The sequence below is a fragment of the Bradyrhizobium sp. AUGA SZCCT0105 genome, from assembly GCF_018129565.1.
Lineage (GTDB): Bacteria > Pseudomonadota > Alphaproteobacteria > Rhizobiales > Xanthobacteraceae > Bradyrhizobium.
This window is the reverse complement of the sequence record NZ_JAFCMK010000005.1, coordinates 367,671-386,600: the sequence shown is the minus strand read 5'-3', so window position 1 is coordinate 386,600 and position 18,930 is coordinate 367,671. Positions and strand designations below refer to the sequence as shown.

The window sequence follows — 18,930 nt, the reverse complement described above, 5'->3', positions numbered from 1 at the left end:
CCGCTCCGCGGGCACCTCAGGATGACGGGCAGCTCGGGCGACTCGGCCGGACGCGTCACGCAGTCGATTTGAAACAGGGCGGCGAGCGCAGCTTGCCGCCCTCACCTCGCTCAGGTCGGCTTGCCGCGTCCGCTCTTCTCGGCGGCGCGGCGTAGCGCCTCGGCGAGCGCACCGCTGCCCGACTGCTCCTGCGGCTTGCGCGGAGCTGACGACGTCATCTTGGCCGAGCCGCGTGAGAAATCGCGTGACGGTCCCGCATTGTCCTTCTTCGGCCCGATCTCGTCGTCAAGCCGCAGCGTCAGCGCGATGCGCTTGCGTGCGACCTCGACATCCAGGACCTTGACCTTGACGATGTCGCCCGGCTTCACCACCTCGCGCGGGTCCTTGATGAAATTCCTCGACATCGCCGAGATATGCACCAGGCCATCCTGGTGCACGCCGATATCGACGAAAGCGCCGAAGGCGGCGACATTGGTCACGGTGCCTTCGAGGATCATGCCCTTCTTGAGATCCTTGACCTCCTCGACGCCGTCCTTGAACACCGCCGCCTTGAACGCCGGACGCGGGTCGCGGCCGGGCTTCTCCAGCTCGCGCAGAATGTCGGTGACGGTCGGCAGACCGAACGTGTCGTCGACGAAGGATTGCGGCCTGAGCCCGCGCACCACGTCGGCGTTGCCGATCAGCGCCTTGATGTCGCTCTTGGTCGCCTCAAGGATGCGGCGTACCACCGGATAGGCTTCCGGATGCACGCCGGATGAATCGAGCGGATCCTCGCCATTGCTGATGCGCAGGAAGCCGGCGCATTGCTCGAACGCCTTCGGCCCGAGCCGCGGAACCTCCTTGAGCGCCTTGCGCGACTTGAACGGGCCGTTGGCGTCGCGGTGCTGCACGATGCTCTGCGCCAGCCCCTGCCCGATGCCGGACACCCGCGAGAGCAGCGGCACGGAGGCGGTGTTGGCATCGACGCCGACCGCGTTCACGCAGTCTTCCACCACGGCATCGAGCGAGCGCGCCAGCTTGGCTTCGCCGAGATCGTGCTGGTACTGGCCGACGCCGATTGCCTTCGGTTCGATCTTGACCAGCTCCGCCAGCGGATCCTGCAGGCGCCGCGCGATCGAGACCGCGCCGCGAATGGTGACGTCGAGATCGGGCAGTTCGCTCGAGGCGAAGGCGGAGGCCGAGTAGACCGATGCGCCGGCTTCGGAGACCACGATCTTGGTCATCTTGCGCTCGGGCAGCCGCTTCACGAGCTCGGCGGCGAGCTTGTCGGTCTCGCGCGAGGCCGTGCCGTTGCCGATCGCGATCAGCTCGACGCCATGCTCGATCGCGAGCTTGCCGAGGATGGCCAGCGCCTCGTCCCAGCGCCGTTGCGGCTCATGCGGAAAGATTGCCGTATGCGCCACCACCTTGCCGGTGGCATCGATCACCGCGACCTTGACGCCGGTGCGATAGCCGGGGTCGAGCCCCATGGTGGCGCGCGGACCGGCCGGCGCTGCCAACAGCAGGTCGCGCAGATTCGAGGCGAACACGCGCACCGCTTCGGTCTCCGCCGCGGTCCATAGCCGCATCCGCAGGTCGATGTTGAGATGGATCTGGATCTTGGTGCGCCAGGCCCAGCGCACCGTCTCCGTCAGCCACTTGTCGCCCTTGCGGCCCTGGCTCGAGATCGCAAAGCGGTTCATGATCCGGAGCTCGTAGAGGCCGGGCACGCCGACCGCCGGCGCCTCGGCTTCCGGCTTGATCGCGAGATCGAGGATCTCTTCCTTCTCGCCGCGGAACAGCGCCAGGATGCGGTGCGACGGCAGTTTCGGCAGCGGCTCGGAGAAATCGAAATAGTCCTTGAACTTCTCGCCCTCGGTCTTCTTGCCGGTGCGAACGGTCGAGGCCATGATGCCGTTCGACCACATCTCCTCGCGCAGCGCGCCGATCAGGTCGGCATCCTCGGCGAAGCGCTCGACCAGGATAGCGCGCGCGCCGTCCAGCGCCGCGGCGACGTCGGCGACCTGCTTCTCGGCATTGATGAAGGGCGCAGCGGCCTCGTTCGGATCGTTCTGCGGCTGCGTCAACAACTGATCGGCAAGCGGCTCGAGTCCGGCCTCCTTGGCGATCTCGGCCTTGGTGCGGCGCTTCGGCTTGTACGGAAGATAGATGTCTTCCAGGCGGCCCTTGCTGTCGGCAGCCATGATCTGGACTTCGAGCGCAGCATCGAGCTTGCCCTGCTCGCGAATCGAATTAAGCACCGCAGTGCGGCGCTCCTCAAGCTCGCGCAAATATGTCAGCCGCTCTTCCAGCGTGCGCAGCTGTGCGTCATCGAGCGCGCCGGTGAGCTCCTTGCGGTATCGCGCAATGAACGGCACCGTGGCGCCGCCGTCGAGCAGCGTCACCGCCGCCTCGACCTGCTCGTCGCGAACTCCCAGCTCCTGCGCAATCTGATGATGGATCTTTGCCACGCCTGTCTCTCTCACCCCGTTGCGCCGCCAAATCACCGATGGCGCGGACGCCGCTTATGGACCATCCCGGAATGATTCATCAAGGCGCGCTGTGGATCAAATTTGGCGCCTTGCGCACGCTATTTCCGGGATGTTGGCCGCCCGCGGCTTGACAAATAGACCCGCGCCGCATTGCCGCCGAAAATCGCAGCTCTTGCCTCACTTGACAAATCAGCAAGCAGGCTCTCCGCAGCTGCGAACCAATGTGCATAGCCGCCGGCGAGGTTGACGACGGGCCAATCGCTACCCCACAGCATGCGCTGCGGACCGAAGCATGCCAGTGCATGATCCACGGCCTCGCGCAAATCGGCGGCCTGCCAGTTCGGCGCGGCCTCGGTCGCCAAGCCCGACAGCTTGCAGACGACGTTGGACCGTGACGCAAGGCTTGCGATGTCTTGCTTCCAGGCCGCGATGTCGCCGGTTGCGAGTTGCGGCTTGCCGAAATGGTCGAGCACAAATTGCAGGTCCGGATGGCGATCGACGACCTGAACGAGCCGCCGTAAATGGCGCGGCAATACCAGTGCATCGAACACGAGGCCGTACTGCGCCATGGCCTCGAGCGGCGCGGCCAGTTCCGGCCGCAGCAGCCAGTCGTCGTTGGCGATGTCCTGCACCATTGGCCGCAGGCCAACCAGCAGCTGGCGCCCGGCGATCCCATCGACTCGAGTCGCGGCGTCGTCGGCATCGAAGTCGATCCAGCCGACCACGCCGCGTACCACCTCCGAGCCTTTGGCGACGTCGAGCATGAACGCCGTCTCGGCCTCGGTCGGCGCCGCTTGCACCAGGATCGTGCCGTCGATCTCGGCCGCCGCCAGATGCGGCATCAAGTCAGCTAGGCCGAAGTCGCGGTAGATCGGTCCGCGCTCGGGCGTCAGCCAGCCGTAATCGGCCCGCGCCAAGGTCCACACATGGTGATGGGCATCGATCCGCATCATGCCGGCACCGGCGCGTGCTGGTCGAGCAGCCCCTCGGCTTTCAGATCGCGCCACAGCGCGGCGGGGACGGACGACGACAAAGCGGCGGCGTTGCGCTCGACCTCCTGCGGCGTCTGTGCGCCGAGCACGACGCTCGCCACCGCCGGATGGCCCAGCGCGAAATGCAGCGCGGCGGTCGCGAGCGCCACACCGTGGGCGCGGCAGACGCGCTCGATTGCCGCCACCTTCTTCATCACGTCGGGCGGCGCGTCCTTGTAATTGTACTTGGCGCCGGCAACCGCGCCGGTTGCCAGGATGCCGGAGTTGAACACGCCGCCGAGCATCACGCCGATGCCCTGCGCCTGCGCCAGCGGCAGGAATTCGGCGAGCGCCGGCTGCTCGAGCAGCGAGTAGCGGCCGGCGAGCAGCATGGTGTCGAACGTGCCGGCCCTGGCGAAGCGCACACACATCTCGGCCTCGTTAACGCCGATCCCGATGCCCTCGACCACGCGCTCGGCGCGCAATTTGTCGAGCGCAACATAGGCGCCCTCCATCGCCTCGCGGAACCTGGCTTCGATCGCGTCGGCACCATGGGTCCAGACGTCGACGTCGTGGATCAGCAGCAAGTCGATATGATCGGTGCCGAGCCGCAGCAGCGACTGCTCGACCGAGCGCATAGTGCCGTCATAGGAATAGTCGACCACCGCGCGATGCGGCTGGCCACCAACAAAGTTCGAGCCGTCGCCGCGGCCATGGAACGCGTCCATCCAGCGCCCGACCTTGGTACAGACGACGATATCGTCACGCGCCACGCGGCGTAGCGCGGTGCCGCAGCGATGTTCGGCGAGACCATGCCCATAGAGCGGTGAGGAATCGAGCAGGTTCACGCCCAGCGCAAACGCCCGCTCCGCTGCCGCGATCGCTGTGGCGTCGTCGAGCCGCGCAAAGAGGTCGCCGAGCGGCGCGGTGCCGAAGCCGAGGATGGAGACATCGAGCCCGGTGCGGCCGAGCCTGCGGCGTGGCAGCGCCGGATGTGGGGATGGAGTTTGGTTCACCGTGACGGCTCCCGTGCAGTTTTCTTGCTTGCAGGGAGAGTAGCCTCGCGGGCGAGCCGAGCACAAGCGGACGCGCCGTCAAGCGACAGTCGAAAGTTCCGCGCAATCGTGGGTCCGACCTGACGACGTGAGCCTATTCGTCGTCGGAGTTGATCTCCTTGGCCACATTGTCGACCACGACGGGGCTCTCGAAATAAGTCACCGTCGGATCGGCGCCGTATTTGTCCCGGGCGCGGGCGCGCCACGCAGCGGTGTACAGCGCTTCCGCCTCACCCCTCGAGTTCCAGAAATAGATGCCTCCGGCCGTCATGCCGTCCTCGGACAGCACGTAGGTCTTGCGAAACAGCCCCGGTACGTCGCGATAGAGCGGTGCGGTGCTCAGGAAGATGCTGCGCGCTTCCTCGCGGGTGACCGGCTTCGGCAATTTGAACGTCGTGACGGCGGTAATCATGAAAAGCTCCCGAGGGACCATTCTTGACATGATCGTCAAACTTGACAATTATGTCAAGAATGATCCGGTGGAGCGAATCGCGTGGTAGGCGTGCGTCAGTTTGACGAGGACGAGATGATCGCAACCGCGCTCGACGTGTTCTGGCGCAAGGGGCTGCACGACGCGACCATGCAGGACCTCGCTGCGGCGACCGGCGTGCAGCGCGGCAGCCTCTACAACGCCTATGGCGACAAGGAAGCGATCTTCCTGCGCGCCTTCGATCAGTATACCGGGCAGTTCCTGGAGGCGGCCGGCAACGCGTTGTCCAACGCCGACGCCGCGGCGGGGCTGAGGCGCTTCTTCGACATGATCATCGTCAACATGACCGACGGTTCGCCGCCACGCGGCTGCCTGACCACACGCACAGCGCTCGACGCGGCCATTTCAAGCACGGATGTGCGTCAGCGGGTGCAGGATGTACTCACGCGGCTTGAGCAGCTGATCGGCAAGGCCATCGGCACGGCGCCGGGCAAGCGCAGCGCGGCCGACGCGAACCGGCTGGCGCGCGTCATCGTGACATACACCCGCGGGCTGGCCGTGATGGAGCGCGCCGGATACAGCCGCAAGCAGTTGAGGGAATTGGCCGCGACGTTCATCGACGCGGTCGTCGGCAATGCCTGAGGTCGCGGTTCAGCCCGGCTGCCTGCGCGACCATGCGCCGACGAAGGTCGGCAGCACAAAAACGCCCTGCATGGCGACCACCTCGCTGCGCAGGCGCTCGGCAAAACTGTCCAGCGCCAGATCCGCTTCGGTGGCGACGCCGAGTTTGACGATATGCGGCAGATTGCTGCGCAGGCCGCTCGCCATGTAATCGTAACCGTCGAAATCCGCCCCGCCTCCGGCCGGCGCAAACAGGCTCATGCGCGGCGCGGGAAGCCCGGCTGCCACGAAGGCGCCGTGCAACGACAATCCCATGCGGTTGTTCAGACCCGCCCGCTTGAACATCTCCTTCACAGTGCCCCACGCCTGCGACAGCAGCGGCGACGGCGGATTGGCGATCGGCCCCTCGCCCCAGTAGAGATCCTGGAACGCCACGACGCCATCGGGCTTGACGTGCCCGAGCAAGTGCCGAATCAGCGCCGCGGGATCCTTCACATAGATCAGCACGAGCCGGCCGACGACCGCATCGAAATCGCGGTCCAGCTCGATCGTGCTGATATCGCCGACCCGGAACGAGACCTGGCGGAGGCCGAGCGAACGCGCCGTGCCCGCGGCTTCCTCGACGATGGCGGGGTTGCTGTCGACCCCGACGACCGCCCCGCTCTCGCCGACCAGGCCAGCGGCGATGAACGACACGCTGCCGGCTCCGGCTCCGACGTCGAGCACCTTCATGCCCCGCGAGAGCCCGGCCTCCTTCAGCAGTTGCCATGTGGACGCATCGTAGAGCTGCGACTGGCGCTTGAGCCTGTCGGTCTCCGCGGTCGAACGCCCCATCACATAGTTCGGATCGTAGCCGGAGGTCTCTTGCATGGATCTACCCGTCTTCGGTTCGTGAATGGAGGCGGCCGCGCCCGTGCTCAAGCCGGCCGCAGGCCCGACAGGAATGCTTGCAGATCCGCCGCGAAGCGCTGCTCGAACGCGATGGCGCGGTGGGGTGAATGGCCGCATCCCTCATAGCGAACGATGTCGGCACGCGGATTGTCGTGCGCGAAGCGCGCATCGTGGTCCTCCAGCAAGGCTGCCCCACATCCGGGATCGGCCTGAATGATCCTGACGGGACAAAGGAATTCCCGCCCGGTCGGAATCGCAGCAAGGACGGAGGTCGCAACGTTTCCGTCCGCCCAGCATCGCCCGTCTTGCCGCTGCAGCGCAGACGCATGGCTCAACAGGTGACGGGGCCCGAAATGATCGCGACCGATCCCGCCCATCGGCGTCGGAGAGTCTGCAAGGAAAGCCAGGTAAGTGCCAAGCGGCGCGCGCGCCTGCTGCCACGCGGCCTGACGCGCGCTGACGATCGAAAACAGCTTCGGGAATGCCGATTTCTCCCACTCGCCCGGCTGGCCAAGATACCACGGCGGATCCTCCAGGAAGGCGGCGCGCACATTGGCATCACAGCCGCCACAGGATCGGTTCACCGTCCGGCGGGCCATCGACCGAAGCCGCAAGCCTGACGCCGTCATTGTCGAGCGCAATATCGGTCACCAAACATCTCCGTTGCGAAATAACATCAGCATCAGGCACCGGCCGGCTTGCTTGCAGTTCGGCATGACCTGCCGTCGCCAGTCTCAGCGTCCGATCTGCCGGAACTTGTCTGTGAGGCCGTCGAGATAGCCGACCCAGGTCGAATTGATCGGCTGGTTCTCGATCAGCGCGTGAAAGCGGATCATCATGCAGATCAAAAATAGCGGCTGGATGAATGCCGCGCGCACCGTCACCGCCAACAGGGCCGCGATGAAGACGGTGACCATGGCGCCATATTCCCTGACAGCCTCCGGCAACCAGACCGTCACCACGCCGGCGGGGACCAGCAGCAGCAGGCACAGCAGGATGCTCAGGATCCGCTCGACGATGACCATCCCGACCGACGTCGCCAGGATCGGCTTGGCGTTCTGGCAATAATAAACCAGACCGTCCTGGATGCTGCGCCTCGGATCGTCGCCGCCGCGCGCCAGATCGTAGGACAGCACCACCTTGTCCAGGTAGCGCGTCGCAGCCGATAGGATGGTGTTGAGCAGACCGACGATCGCCTTCATACCGGGCGCCGGCAGCCAATCGCCGAGCGTATCGAGCGCATTGTGAAACGCGCGAAGCACGGCGCGGATCAGCGCATTGAGCCCGAACAGGACCGCGACCTCGCCGAACCGGTCCATCACGATCCGGCGGCCGTAGGCGAACTGCCCTTCGGTGCCGTTGCCGATGCTGCCGCGCGTGATCAGCTCGGTCAGCACGGCGACATGGCCGCAGGCGATCATGTGAAGCGTGTAGCGCAGGACGGCGCCCCAGATCCATCCGCCGGGCAGCAGGATGCCAAGCAGCCAGCAATAGCCGAACACGCTGGCGACATGGGTACCGAGCCAGAGCGCGCCGCCGACCGCGACCACGGCCCAGATGGCGCACGCTACGGCAAAGGCCAGCAGCACACCCCAGCGCGCCAGCGCATAGGGCAAAGTCTCGACCAATAGCTTGAGCGCCGTCGCCAAACCATGATCGCGAACCAGCAACGGATAGGAATGGGACACCCCCTGGGATTGTCCCGCGGCGTGCCAATCGGCTGAACCGCCGCGGCCGCTGCCATTGCTCAGGCTTATGTCAGACACGTGTTGCCTCTCGTTGGCTCTTGGGTTGCCGTGATCGATCGAAATTGGATTCGACGGGATTGCTGTTGCGGGATCAGCTCGACGCGGTGACTGATGCGGAAACCTGCCCAATGCGCAAACCTGCCCAAGAGCAGCTTGTCCGCCGCAGACCAGGCATCACAGCGCCAACACCTCGGGGCTGGCAGAGGGTTGGTCCGTTGGCGCTGTGAGCCGGCACAGCCGCGACATCGATCAGGGAGGAGCGCCGATGTCGCGGCCAGCGATCATTGACCGGCGGCCGGCAGCTCGGCGTAGTTGCCGTCCTTGTCGCGGCGGTACACGACATAATCGATCAGGGTGATGTCACCCTTCGGCGTGTAGCTGATGTTGCCGAGCACGGTATCCCAGTTTCCACTCTTGATGGTCGCTGCGATCTTCTTGGCATCCGTGGTCTGGGCGCGGGTGACGGCCTGGATCCAGATCTGGAACGCGGCATAGCTGTAGAGCGTGTAGCCGTCCGGATCGATGCCCTTGTCCTTGAACTTCTTCAAGGTCGCGGCCGCGGTCACCTTCTTGCGCGGATCGGGCGAGAAGGTGAACAGCGAGCCCTCGGCAAGCGGACCCGCGATCGCGGCGAACTGCTTGTCGACCAAGGCGTCGCCGCCCATCAGCACGGCATTGACGCCCTGCTCGCGCATCTGACGCAGGATCAAGGCCGCCTCGGCGTAGTAGCCACCGACATAGACGAAATCGATCGATTCCTTCTTGAAGCGCGACACCAGCGCGGCAAAATCCTTGTCGCCCTTGGTGTAGGCCTCATAGAGCTTTTCCTTAACGCCCGCCGCGTTGATGGCGTTCTTGGTTTCGTCGGCAAGGCCTTTGCCGTAGGTCGTCTTGTCGTGGATGATCGCGACGTTCTTGGTCTTGTAGTTCTTGATGATGTAGGCGGCCGCGACCATGCCTTGCTGGTCATCCCGGCCGCAGACGCGGAACGTGTTCCACAATCCGCGCTCGGTGAAGAGCGGGTTGGTCGAGCCCGGCGTGATCTGCAGCACGTTACCCTCGGCATAGGCGTCCGAGGCAGGAATCGAGGTCGACGAGCAGAAGTGCCCGACCACGAACGGAATCTTCGCGCCTGCCATCTTCTCGGCAACCGACACCGCCTGCTTCGGATCGCAGGCGTCGTCGCCGACTTCCAGCTTCAGCTTCTTGCCGAGCACGCCGCCCGCCGCATTGATGTCGGCGATGGCGAGGTCAGCACCGTTCTTGAACTGCTGACCGAAGCTCGCCTCCGAGCCGGTCATCGGCCCAACCACGGCAACACTGATATCCTGGGCCATGGCCGCGCTGGACAATGCCAGGCTCGTGCCAAGCGCAAGAAAGTATCCTCGAAGTGCAAACTTCATCATATTCTCCTCGATGGTCTCAAGTCGCCTCAATGCATCGCAATCGACTGGTATGGCCGGCCGCAACGATCACCCGGGGGCTGCCTTGTATGCGCGCGATGAGCAGCAGGCTCGGACTGAGGCGACGGGGGATTGGACATATGCGACATTAGGCAACAATGTGAAACACGTTGCCGTGCATTGGCGCCTGGAATCGCCCTGTGTGCGCGTCAGCACACAGCTGATGGCTTGTTCGATCACGGCCGCACCAGCGGCTCGGACTCCGCCGGCTTGACGTCGGCTCCGACCGGTGGTGCTGCCGCCTCAACAGCGCCTTTCAGCTCGATCTCGTAGTAACCGCCGACCTTGATCGCACCCCATTGCGTCGAGACCGCCAGATTGATTCGTTGTCGCGCCGGCAAATCGGCATCGGTGTGCCGGCGGGCGATGCCGCCCTGCGACAGGACTTCGATGTGGGACAGCCGAACGCCGTCCGCATTCCAGAAGTCGAAGTTGAGATGTTGCGACAGCGGACGGCCGAACACCCCCATCTCCTTGAAAGCGAGCTCGACGTCGACATGGCCCGGCCCCGCCATGAAGCTGTAGTAATGACCGCGGATATCATTAGTGATGTTGGCGCGATTGACTCCGGCGCCGAGCACCGTCGGTTGATGCGGATCGGTGGACTGTGCCGATGCCGGGGCGGCCAACCCGCCGATACAGAAAAGCAGGCGCAGGGCAGGCTTCAGGACCATCCTTGGCATGCTCATCATGTGCGGAACGCGCCGGCACTAATTCGGGTTGGCAGATAGGGGGCGCGCTTGCTCGCGGTCATCGGAGAACAGCAAGAGCGTCGACCGCATGTCCGCGCGAGATGACCGCAAAGCTTGACGACAGCGATCGGTTTCCGGCCCTGCCAGGCCGTCACCGTGAAACCGATCGGGACAGTACAGCGCTCGAAAACATGCAGCTTGGCAATGCCGGCGGCAGCGCCGGCCGCAAGCGAGATCGTGATTTCGCCGGCGGCGGTGCCACCAGGCCGGATCGGCGATTGCCGCGGTGATCCGAACGAGAGTTCGCTCCCGGCCGAGACCGCAACGGTCTGTTGGAATCCGTTCTCGATACTGAGCACAGGTTTCGCACCCGCGGCCTCGGTGGCGATCGGCGCTATTCCCGCTAGAAGACAGAGAATTACCGATGCTGATCGAATGAGTGAAGCCGACATGAGCGCAATCCTTCCTGAATGAGTGTGCCCAACACTCAACAGGTTCGCGACGGCCACGCTCTTTTCTCTTCGACATCACACGTCATGCCGGACGACAGGCTTGCGAGCGCGCCGACGTGCCCCTAATAATCGGCTGCCTCGCACGACTCCGATCGCCATGAAGATTGACAAGCGCCGTCTTCAACAATTTCGTTGGACGCTGCGATCCGCCGCGCTCATTGCGATGGCGGTCATCGCGGCAGCCGCGACATCAGCACCCGACAGCGCGATCCGTTGGGATGCGAAGAACGCCTACCTCAAATGCGACGGCGCGATCGACGGCACCATCGCCTGGCCCTCCGCGCCGCAGGCGACATGCGTCGCCATGCTGATGTGCGCGAACGAGCGCGCGCTATCCGCAGAGCGTCACCAACGGCTGATCGAACAGATCCGGCGGGTGCCTGGTTGCGGAGAGCCGTAGAGAGCGGTCGGGCCGCACAACGGGAATCCGGACGATCGATCAGGAACGCCGCGGCACCGCGCGAATATCCGACGGCGTCACGCCGTAGTGCCGGCGGAAGGTGCGGTTGAAGTAGGACAGATCGCCGAACCCGACTTCGAATGCAATCGTGCCGATGGTGGTGCGGCTGTGGCGCGGATCGGTCAGCAGATGATGTGCGCGCGCCAGGCGCTGGCCGAGCACGAATTCCGAGAATGTCGACCCCGCGCTCTCGAACAGCCTCTGGATATGACGCGGCGTGAGCTTCAGCCGGGCAGCCACCGCGGGCAGCGTGAGGTCGCCGTAGCTGAGATTGTCACTGATGTCGGCCTTGACCGCGGCAAGCCGGGCAGCCGCCAGTCCGCCGTCTTCCGCGGCAACCGCCGCATCCCGGTTGGCGCCGATAATCAGCGCGCCGAGATCGATCAGATGCTTGACGACGGCGCCGCGCAGCTCGGGAGTCGAAAGCTGGTAGCTGTCGTCGAGCTCCCTGATGTAAAGCGCCAGCAGCCGCATCGCCTCGGTGTTCGCCGGCAGGGGGCGGATCAGCATGTCTTCGGGATCGTTGACCAGCGAGGCCAGCGCCTTGCGCGGCAGCCGGAGGCCGACGAAGCGGCTCGGTGACACTGGCACCACCATGTTGCCGGCTTCCGCGCTCGACTGCAGCACGGCCTGGCCCGGGCCGAGCTCGATATCGCGGCCGCGCTGCGAAGCATGGGTGTTGCCGCTCGTGATGATCGTCAGCACGAGGTCGTCGGTGCCGTCGAGCAGTTCGCGCGGTCTTGCGATCTTGAGATTGCTGCACGCCCACGATCCGATGCCGAGCCCGGACAATTCGCGCACATTGACTTCGGCAGTAAACGCGCCGTCGTCGAGCGGCTCCGGATCGAGCTTGACGATCATCCGCCCGATCTGCTCGCGAAAGATCGGCAAGCGGTCTCGCTCGCCGAAATGCGCGGTCGAAAACCGAAACCCTGTGATATCGCCCGACTGCATTGTCATCGGCTCGCCCTCATGGCGGCGGAGGTCGCGGTTCATATACGGCTGATTTGTGGCGACGCACCGCGAAGCATGGGGGCCATGCAGCGCGGCTGCAAACGTGAACCTTTCGCGGGTTCCGTCGATGGCTCGATCTGACAAGTGTCAAGCATCGCGCATAAGCGTCGCAAATACGCAGCGCAGCGCGCGAGAAGCTCATCTGACGTCGTGCGCGAAGTCCCGACCGGGAATAGAATTGTCCTCGCTCGATAAACCCGAAGACGCCGTCGGCATCGGAGCGCGGATAATTATAATTGACTGACCGGACGGTCAATAGTAATCCGGTCGAAGGTCACGCGACCCTCGGTCATCAGAAGCCGCAACGGGAGGTAATAATGGTCAGCGATTTGGTGTTGACCGATATCCGCGACGGATATCGCGTCCTGACGCTCAACAGGCCCGATCGCCTGAATTCATTCAGCGCCGAACTGCAGACAGCCTTGCTCACCGCGCTGATCGGAGCCGAGCAGGACAGATCCTGCCGCGCGCTGATCCTGACCGGAGCCGGACGCGGATTCTGCGCCGGCCAGGATCTTTCGGATGGCGTATTCACGCCGGGCGAGACGCCGGATCTCTCCGTGCGAATTGAAAAATTCTACAACCCGCTGGTGCGCAAGCTGCGCAGCATCCCGATGCCGGTCGTGTGCGCCGTCAACGGTGTGGCCGCGGGCGCTGGCGCGAATGTGGCTCTTGCCTGCGATATCGTGATCGCCGCACGATCGGCCAAGTTCATTCAGGCCTTCGCGAAGCTCGGCCTCGTCCCGGATTCCGGTGGCACCTGGTTCCTGCCGCGGCTGGTCGGACCTGCCCGGGCGCGTGCCTTGACCCTGCTGGCCGAGCCTGTCTCCGCAGAACAGGCGCAGTCATGGGGCATGATCTGGAAGATGGTTGAGGATGCGGATCTGATGACCGAGGCTCACGCCCTCGCCGCCAACCTCGCGACGCAACCCACGGATGGCCTAGCGCTGATCAAGCAGGCGCTCGATGCGTCCGAGACCAATACGCTCGATGCGCAGCTCGACCTCGAGCGCGATTTCCAGGGCCGCGCCGGGCGGACGTCGGATTTCGCCGAGGGCGTGACCGCGTTCCTCGAGAAACGCGCGCCGCGCTTCGTCGGACGCGCCTAGACGCAGAATTGAACATTCCGCCGACACGGCAAGACGCAACATAGATCACAGGTCAAAGGGTTCGATTTCAATGACACAGCCTCAATCCGGCGCCGCGCGAACGGCAGAGCCTGTCATGAAGCTCAACAGCTTCGTCCGTGGACATTGGACCGGTTCCGGCGAACCGGCTGCCGAGATTCACAGTGCCGTGACCGGCGATGTCGTGGCGCTCGCGACCAGGAGCGATCTCGACATGCGCGAGATCCTCGCCTATGGCCGCACGGTCGGCGGCAAGAATCTCCGCAAGCTGTCGTTCCACCAGCGTGCGGGCCTGTTGAAGGCGTTGGCCGACTATCTGAGCCAGCACAAGGACCGACTTTACAAACTGTCGCTCCATGCGGGCGCAACCCACACCGACGCCATGATCGACGTCGATGGCGGCATTGGCACGCTGTTCGCCTATGCCAGCAAGGGACGCCGCGAGCTTCCGAACACCAAGTACCTGCTCGACGGCAACGTCGAGAGGCTCTCCAAGGGCGGCGCATTCGCCGGTCAGCACATCGTCACGCCATTGCACGGCGTTGCCGTGCATATCAACGCATTCAACTTCCCGTGCTGGGGCATGCTGGAGAAGCTGGCGCCCGCATTACTCGCCGGCGTTCCCGTCATCACCAAGCCGGCGACCGTCACCTCCTATATCGCCTACGAGCTGGCGCGGATGATCACCGAATCCGGAGCACTGCCGGAAGGCGTGCTGCAGTTCATCGTCGGATCGACCGGCGACCTGTTCGACCATCTCACCTGCCAGGATGTGGTGTCCTTCACGGGCTCGGCCGACACCTCGCAAAAGCTGCAACGGCATCCGGTCATCGCGCGCGAGGCTGTCAGGTTCATCGCGGAGCGGGATTCGCTCAACGCCGCGATCCTGGCGCCGGACGCCGTGCCGGGAAGTCCGGAGTTCGACCTCTTCATCAAGGAGGTGGCAAAGGAGATGACGGTCAAGGCCGGGCAGAAATGCACCGCGATCCGCCGCGCATTGGCGCCGGCAGCGCAGATCGACGCCGTCATCACGGCGCTGCGCGAGCGTCTCGCCAAGGTCACGATCGGCAATCCCGAGAACGAGAAGGTCAGGATGGGACCGCTGGTCGGCCTCGCCCAGCGCAGCGACGTGCTTGCTCACGTGGCGAGGCTTCGCACCGAAGCCGAACTGGTGGCCGGCGATCCCGACAACTTCGCGCTGGTCGACGCCGACGCCAAACGCGGCGCCTTCGTCCCGCCGCTGCTGCTGCACTGCGCGAAGCCGCTCGCCGCAACCGCGGTCCACGAGATCGAGGCGTTCGGGCCGGTCTGCACCGTGATAGGCTATGACGATCTCGACCAGGCCATCGCGCTGACCAATCGCGGTGGCGGCAGCCTCGTCGCATCGGTCTACACCCATGACATCCCGGCCGCGACCGAGCTCGCGTTCGGCATCGGTAGTTTTCACGGCCGTGTCGCGATCATCGATCGCGACTGCGCGACCGAGCACACCGGACACGGCTCGCCGATGCCGCAGATGGTTCACGGCGGACCGGGCCGCGCCGGCGGCGGCGAGGAACTCGGCGGCGTCCGCAGTCTCCAGCACTACATGCAGCGCACCGCGTTGCAGGGCTCCCCTCGCATGCTGAGCGGCGTCACCGGCCGCTGGTTCAAGGGCAGCCCGATGCTCGAAGGTGACCTGCACCCGTTCCGCTATCACTATGACGATCTCGAGATCGGCCGCACGCTGGTCTCGAAGGCGCGGCAGATCACGCTCGACGACATCGAGCACTTCGCGCATTTCACGGGCGACACCTTCTACGCCCATATGGACGAGGAAGCGACCAAGGGCCATCCGTTCTTCCCGGGCCGCGTCGCGCATGGCTACCTGCTGCTGTCGTTCGCGGCCGGCCTGTTCGTCGATCCTGATTACGGTCCGGTGCTGGCGAATTACGGCCTCGATAGCCTGCGCTTCGTCAAACCAGTGCAACCGGGCGAACAGATCCAGGTGCGCCTGACCGCGAAGGAGAAGACGCCGCGCAACAAGCAGTATGGCGAGGTGCGTTGGGACGTCGAGATCACGACCGGGACCGGCGAGACCGCGGCGACATATGAACTTCTGACGATGAATGCGATGCGGGCGTAACGCGCAGCTCAGAGCAACGCGGCCTGCCGGCTTCGGCCGGCGGGTTTTGCCTTGCTGCGCGGCCGGCTGACGGCCGCATCCGCGGCACCCGCCAACACCAGTTGCGCGACGAAGTCGGCGTATTCGGCGCGGGTCATCGGCCCGCCCTCGCGAAACCACATATAATGCCAGTTCAGCATGCCGAACACGCTCATCGTCAGCGGCTTGAGGACGCGCTTCTGCTTCGCCGCCGGCACGGCCGCGGCGAGCGCATCCGACATGATCCCGACCAGGATCCGCTCGCTCGCAAGCAGCGGCTGCTGCTTGTCCTTCGGCAGCAGCTTGAGACTTGCGATCTGCACCTGATGCTCGGCGTCGGCATGCCGGTAGAGCTCGAGCAAGGTCGCAACGATAGTCCTGAAGCGCTCAACCGGATCGCCGGCCTGCGCGCTCGCCTTCCGAACCGCCGCCACCAGCTTTTCGAGATGCGACGACAGGATGTCGAACAGGATCGCTTCCTTGTCGGGATAATAGTGATAGAGCAGCGCCTTCGAGACACCGCAGGCGTCGGCAATCGTGTTCATCGACGTGCCGACATAGCCCGATGCGGCAAAAAGCTCGGCCGAGCGATACAGCATCGAGAGGCGCTTGTCGTCGTAGTCCTTGGCGCGCGATCGGGCCATGTCTTTCCGTTCCATCGGCCGGGTATCCGGCTCTCGTCTTGAGGTGTGAATCAAATGACGGCAAAATTCCGGGACCACCGCCCTGCTTGCGCCGGGCCGCGTCCGAACCAGCATTTATTGACCATCCGGTCGAATAATTCCATGCCTGAGGTGGAATGGCGCCTCTCCGGGATGTCAGTCGAGCTTGAACGGCTCTGATCCGGGATAGGAATGGGCGACGAACTCGCAGAAGGCGCGGGCCGCCGGCGAAAGCGCCGCATTGCCCTTCCAGGCCAGCCCGACATCCATGGTATGGACATCGTCATCAAGCGTCTTGAGCTCGATGCGATGTCCCTCGAGCGACCAGGGACGGTAGACCATGTCCGACAGGATGGTGATCCCCATCCCGGTCGCGACCATGCTGCGGACGGCCTCCACCGACAGGGTGCGGAAGATGACGTTGGGCACGTGCGCCGTATGTTGCCAGTAGCGCATTGCGGAGCGCTCGGCCTCATCGACGGTCAACATGAGATAAGGCTCGCTCGCGAGGTCGGTCAGCTTGATGTTGTCCTTGCGCAGCAGCGGATGATTGACGCATGTCCACAACCGACGCGCCGAGCGCAACAGCAGCCGCGAGCGAATGGAGTGGCGGTCATGCAGATTCGCGATCAGCATGATGGCCGCATCGACGCTGCCGCTGATCAGGCTTTGCTCGATCGCATCGCGTTGAAACTCGTGCAGCCGGACCGTGATGCCCGGGAAGGACCGCCAGAACCGCGTCAGCAACGGCGGCAGGAAATATCCGGCAACCGTATAGCTCACGGCCACGTCGACGGTGCCGTCGACCTGTGTCCCCCAGCGATGCGGCCCCCGCGTCGCATCTGACACGCTCGCCTCGATCGCGCGGGCGCGCTGCAAGAACTCGTGGCCGTCAAACGTCAGCGTCACGCCGTTGGAATGGCGGTCGAACAATTTGCGGCCGAGCTCGGCCTCAAGGGCCTTGATGGACGACGTGACCGCCGATTGCGTCACGTTCAGAGCCGCCGCGGCCGCGGAAACGCGTCCGCTTTCCGCCGTCGCGATGAAGTGCCGAACCTGACGGAACGTCAGAGACATAAAAATTTCCGATATCAGCGAACGATATTTCGAATTTTACAATCCCGCGACGGAACGGAAAGATCAATCCGTCGCTTCCGGGTGAGAAGGCGTTGGGATGATGTCCGAAGGTTTGGAATTGGTCGCGCGCGGTGTCAGCGTCCAATTCGAAGGCCTGAAAGCGCTGTCCGACGTTACCCTGGCCGTGCCGCGGGGACATATCGCCGGACTGATTGGCCCCAATGGAGCCGGCAAAACCACCCTTATTAATGTATTGACCGGTTTCCAGCCGGTCGGCGCGGGCATTGTGGAGCTGGAAGGCGAACCACTCAACGGCATTGCAGCGCACATGCTGCGACGCAAAGGCGTGGCGCGGACCTTCCAGTCAGGCCGGCTTTTCCGCGACCTGCCTGTGATGGACAACCTGGAAGTGACCGGCGTCGGCCTCGGTCAAGGCCGTCCCGACGCCATCAGCGAGGCCGAGCGGGTGATGGCCTGGCTCGGCATTTCGCATCTCGCCAACAGCATTGCCGGCGCGCTGCCGTACACCGACGAGCGCCGCGTTGCCATCGGCCGCGCCATCATGGGCACACCGCGATATCTGCTGCTCGACGAACCGGCGGCAGGCATGTCGGAGCATGAGAGCCACGAGCTCGCCGCCATCATCCGCAGGATCGCATCCGAGCTCAATGTCGGCGTGCTGCTGATCGAGCACAATATCGGCCTCGTGCTGGAGCTCTGCGAGCGCATCTTCGTGCTCGATTCCGGCGAGATCATCGAAGTCGGACCGCCCGCCCAGATCCGCAACAGCGATGCCGTGCGGCATGCCTATATGGGCACGCAGCGCGACGAATTGATTCCACCGGTCGCAGCCGAAGCGGCCGTGGCATCATGACCGCACTCGTCGTCGACGACATCACGGTCAGCTACGGGCGCCTCACGGCACTCCGCGGCGTGACATTGACGGTCGACGAAGGCGAAATCCTGTTCGTGACCGGCCCGAACGGCGCCGGCAAGTCGACGCTGCTCAACGCCATCGCAGGCGTCGTGCCGCCGGGCTCCGGCTCCATCATGATCGATGGCGCAAGGATCACCGGTGCCGCGCCCGAAGACATCGCCCGGCGCGGGTTTTCGCTGGTGCCGGAAGGGCGCAACGTCTTCGGCGCGCTGACGATCGAGGAGAATCTGAAGGTCGGCACCGGCATGCGCGCCGACCGCAAGACAATCGCCAGCGATCTGGATCGGGTCTACCAGGAATTCCCGATGCTGGCCGAGCGCCGCCACAGCCCGGCGGGCATGCTGTCCGGCGGCCAGCAGCAGATGCTGGTCATTGGCCGCGCGCTAATGGCCGCGCCCCGCATCATGGCGATCGACGAGCCGTCGCTGGGCCTCGCGCCGAAGATCATCGACCAGGTCTACGAGATCCTGCTGCGGCTGCGGGCCCAGCGCAAGCTCACGCTGCTGATCGTCGAGCAGAGCTCGACGCGCGCCATGATGACGGGCGGGCGGATGGTCCTGATCCGTGGCGGGCGCATCGTGCTCGAGGGCCCCGCGGCCGACATGGTCAGGGACGATCGCCTGAAGCAGACCTATTTCGGCTTCGGAGATCACTGA

19 protein-coding genes are annotated in these 18,930 nt (G+C 64.7%); 6 read left to right on the top strand and 13 right to left on the bottom strand.

Annotated features, from left to right (window positions below):
- Window positions 1-110 precede the first annotated feature (110 nt).
- The 4 genes from JQ573_RS24840 to JQ573_RS24825 form a co-directional block, all read right to left on the bottom strand.
- Window positions 111-2,450: a Tex family protein gene (locus tag JQ573_RS24840; RefSeq protein WP_212315812.1), complete on the bottom strand. Its 2,340-nt coding sequence runs from the start codon at window positions 2,448-2,450 to the stop codon at window positions 111-113.
- A gap of 119 nt (window positions 2,451-2,569) precedes the next feature.
- Window positions 2,570-3,424, bottom strand: coding sequence for an amidohydrolase (locus JQ573_RS24835; RefSeq protein WP_212315814.1), 855 nt, complete (start codon window positions 3,422-3,424; stop codon window positions 2,570-2,572).
- On the bottom strand, window positions 3,421-4,458 hold the full coding sequence (locus tag JQ573_RS24830) for an aldo/keto reductase (RefSeq protein WP_212315816.1): 1,038 nt from the start codon (window positions 4,456-4,458) through the stop codon (window positions 3,421-3,423). Before JQ573_RS24830 ends, JQ573_RS24835 begins: the two co-directional genes overlap by 4 nt.
- Window positions 4,459-4,591: 133 nt before the next feature.
- Entirely contained in the window at window positions 4,592-4,909 is a 318-nt protein-coding gene (locus tag JQ573_RS24825) for a monooxygenase (RefSeq protein ID WP_212315817.1), read from the bottom strand.
- 81 nt (window positions 4,910-4,990) lie between these two features.
- On the opposite strand from JQ573_RS24825, the gene JQ573_RS24820 reads away from it, so the two are divergent.
- Entirely contained in the window at window positions 4,991-5,569 is a 579-nt protein-coding gene (locus JQ573_RS24820; RefSeq protein ID WP_212315818.1) for a TetR/AcrR family transcriptional regulator, read from the top strand.
- 9 nt (window positions 5,570-5,578) lie between these two features.
- Here JQ573_RS24820 and JQ573_RS24815 read toward each other — a convergent pair whose 3' ends face one another.
- From JQ573_RS24815 to JQ573_RS24790, 6 genes are all read right to left on the bottom strand, one after another.
- A complete protein-coding gene (locus JQ573_RS24815; protein ID WP_212315819.1) occupies window positions 5,579-6,418 on the bottom strand; it encodes a class I SAM-dependent methyltransferase in 840 nt (279 codons plus the stop codon).
- A 47-nt stretch (window positions 6,419-6,465) separates the two neighbouring features.
- Window positions 6,466-6,990 carry a hypothetical protein gene (locus JQ573_RS24810; protein ID WP_212315820.1) on the bottom strand — a complete coding sequence of 175 codons (525 nt, stop codon included), beginning with the start codon at window positions 6,988-6,990 and terminating at the stop codon, window positions 6,466-6,468.
- Between the two features lie 183 nt (window positions 6,991-7,173).
- Window positions 7,174-8,205, bottom strand: a complete 1,032-nt coding sequence (locus JQ573_RS24805) for a hypothetical protein (protein ID WP_212315821.1) — start codon at window positions 8,203-8,205, stop codon at window positions 7,174-7,176.
- 263 nt (window positions 8,206-8,468) lie between these two features.
- A complete protein-coding gene (locus JQ573_RS24800; protein WP_212315823.1) occupies window positions 8,469-9,590 on the bottom strand; it encodes a branched-chain amino acid ABC transporter substrate-binding protein in 1,122 nt (373 codons plus the stop codon).
- Between the two features lie 236 nt (window positions 9,591-9,826).
- The gene (locus JQ573_RS24795) at window positions 9,827-10,333 is read right to left on the bottom strand and encodes a hypothetical protein (RefSeq protein WP_212315825.1); all 507 of its coding nucleotides are present in this window, start codon (window positions 10,331-10,333) and stop codon (window positions 9,827-9,829) included.
- 5 nt (window positions 10,334-10,338) lie between these two features.
- Window positions 10,339-10,851, bottom strand: coding sequence for a hypothetical protein (locus JQ573_RS24790; protein ID WP_212315826.1), 513 nt, complete (start codon window positions 10,849-10,851; stop codon window positions 10,339-10,341).
- 100 nt (window positions 10,852-10,951) lie between these two features.
- Between JQ573_RS24790 and JQ573_RS24785 the strand changes: the two genes are divergently transcribed.
- Entirely contained in the window at window positions 10,952-11,254 is a 303-nt protein-coding gene (locus tag JQ573_RS24785) for a hypothetical protein (RefSeq protein WP_212315828.1), read from the top strand.
- Window positions 11,255-11,293: 39 nt separating this feature from the next.
- Here the strand turns inward: JQ573_RS24785 and JQ573_RS24780 are convergent, their stop codons facing one another.
- Window positions 11,294-12,274 (bottom strand): AraC family transcriptional regulator, encoded by a 981-nt coding sequence (locus JQ573_RS24780; RefSeq protein WP_212408748.1) that lies wholly within the window; start codon window positions 12,272-12,274, stop codon window positions 11,294-11,296.
- A gap of 371 nt (window positions 12,275-12,645) precedes the next feature.
- Here JQ573_RS24780 and paaG point away from each other — a divergent pair, with 371 nt between their 5' ends.
- Both paaG and paaZ read left to right on the top strand, forming a co-directional pair.
- Window positions 12,646-13,437: a 2-(1,2-epoxy-1,2-dihydrophenyl)acetyl-CoA isomerase PaaG gene (paaG, locus tag JQ573_RS24775; RefSeq protein WP_212316452.1), complete on the top strand. Its 792-nt coding sequence runs from the start codon at window positions 12,646-12,648 to the stop codon at window positions 13,435-13,437.
- Window positions 13,438-13,552: 115 nt separating this feature from the next.
- Window positions 13,553-15,580, top strand: a complete 2,028-nt coding sequence (paaZ, locus tag JQ573_RS24770; RefSeq protein ID WP_212315832.1) for a phenylacetic acid degradation bifunctional protein PaaZ — start codon at window positions 13,553-13,555, stop codon at window positions 15,578-15,580.
- Window positions 15,581-15,588: 8 nt separating this feature from the next.
- On the opposite strand, the gene JQ573_RS24765 is transcribed toward paaZ, so the two are convergent.
- Together JQ573_RS24765 and JQ573_RS24760 are read right to left on the bottom strand one after the other, a co-directional pair.
- Entirely contained in the window at window positions 15,589-16,242 is a 654-nt protein-coding gene (locus JQ573_RS24765; RefSeq protein WP_212316453.1) for a TetR/AcrR family transcriptional regulator, read from the bottom strand.
- 174 nt (window positions 16,243-16,416) lie between these two features.
- Window positions 16,417-17,337 (bottom strand): LysR substrate-binding domain-containing protein, encoded by a 921-nt coding sequence (locus JQ573_RS24760; RefSeq protein WP_097673243.1) that lies wholly within the window; start codon window positions 17,335-17,337, stop codon window positions 16,417-16,419.
- Window positions 17,338-17,437: 100 nt separating this feature from the next.
- Between JQ573_RS24760 and JQ573_RS24755 the strand changes: the two genes are divergently transcribed.
- On the top strand, window positions 17,438-18,211 hold the full coding sequence (locus JQ573_RS24755) for an ABC transporter ATP-binding protein (RefSeq protein WP_212315834.1): 774 nt from the start codon (window positions 17,438-17,440) through the stop codon (window positions 18,209-18,211).
- A complete protein-coding gene (locus JQ573_RS24750) occupies window positions 18,208-18,930 on the top strand; it encodes an ABC transporter ATP-binding protein (protein WP_212315836.1) in 723 nt (240 codons plus the stop codon). Before JQ573_RS24755 ends, JQ573_RS24750 begins: the two co-directional genes overlap by 4 nt.

What these genes read in the sequence shown, in the direction of transcription:
- JQ573_RS24800 (WP_212315823.1), bottom strand. Translation starts at nt 9,590, where the DNA reads ATGAAGTTTGCACTTCGAGGATACTTTCTTGCGCTTGGCACGAGCCTG.
- JQ573_RS24780 (WP_212408748.1), bottom strand. Translation starts at nt 12,274, where the DNA reads ATGACAATGCAGTCGGGCGATATCACAGGGTTTCGGTTTTCGACCGCG.
- JQ573_RS24835 (WP_212315814.1), bottom strand. Translation starts at nt 3,424, where the DNA reads ATGATGCGGATCGATGCCCATCACCATGTGTGGACCTTGGCGCGGGCC.
- JQ573_RS24765 (WP_212316453.1), bottom strand. Translation starts at nt 16,242, where the DNA reads ATGGCCCGATCGCGCGCCAAGGACTACGACGACAAGCGCCTCTCGATG.
- JQ573_RS24785 (WP_212315828.1), top strand. Translation starts at nt 10,952, where the DNA reads ATGAAGATTGACAAGCGCCGTCTTCAACAATTTCGTTGGACGCTGCGA.
- paaZ (WP_212315832.1), top strand. Translation starts at nt 13,553, where the DNA reads ATGAAGCTCAACAGCTTCGTCCGTGGACATTGGACCGGTTCCGGCGAA.
- JQ573_RS24825 (WP_212315817.1), bottom strand. Translation starts at nt 4,909, where the DNA reads ATGATTACCGCCGTCACGACGTTCAAATTGCCGAAGCCGGTCACCCGC.
- JQ573_RS24760 (WP_097673243.1), bottom strand. Translation starts at nt 17,337, where the DNA reads ATGTCTCTGACGTTCCGTCAGGTTCGGCACTTCATCGCGACGGCGGAA.
- paaG (WP_212316452.1), top strand. Translation starts at nt 12,646, where the DNA reads ATGGTCAGCGATTTGGTGTTGACCGATATCCGCGACGGATATCGCGTC.
- JQ573_RS24795 (WP_212315825.1), bottom strand. Translation starts at nt 10,333, where the DNA reads ATGCCAAGGATGGTCCTGAAGCCTGCCCTGCGCCTGCTTTTCTGTATC.
- JQ573_RS24815 (WP_212315819.1), bottom strand. Translation starts at nt 6,418, where the DNA reads ATGCAAGAGACCTCCGGCTACGATCCGAACTATGTGATGGGGCGTTCG.
- JQ573_RS24750 (WP_212315836.1), top strand. Translation starts at nt 18,208, where the DNA reads ATGACCGCACTCGTCGTCGACGACATCACGGTCAGCTACGGGCGCCTC.
- JQ573_RS24755 (WP_212315834.1), top strand. Translation starts at nt 17,438, where the DNA reads ATGTCCGAAGGTTTGGAATTGGTCGCGCGCGGTGTCAGCGTCCAATTC.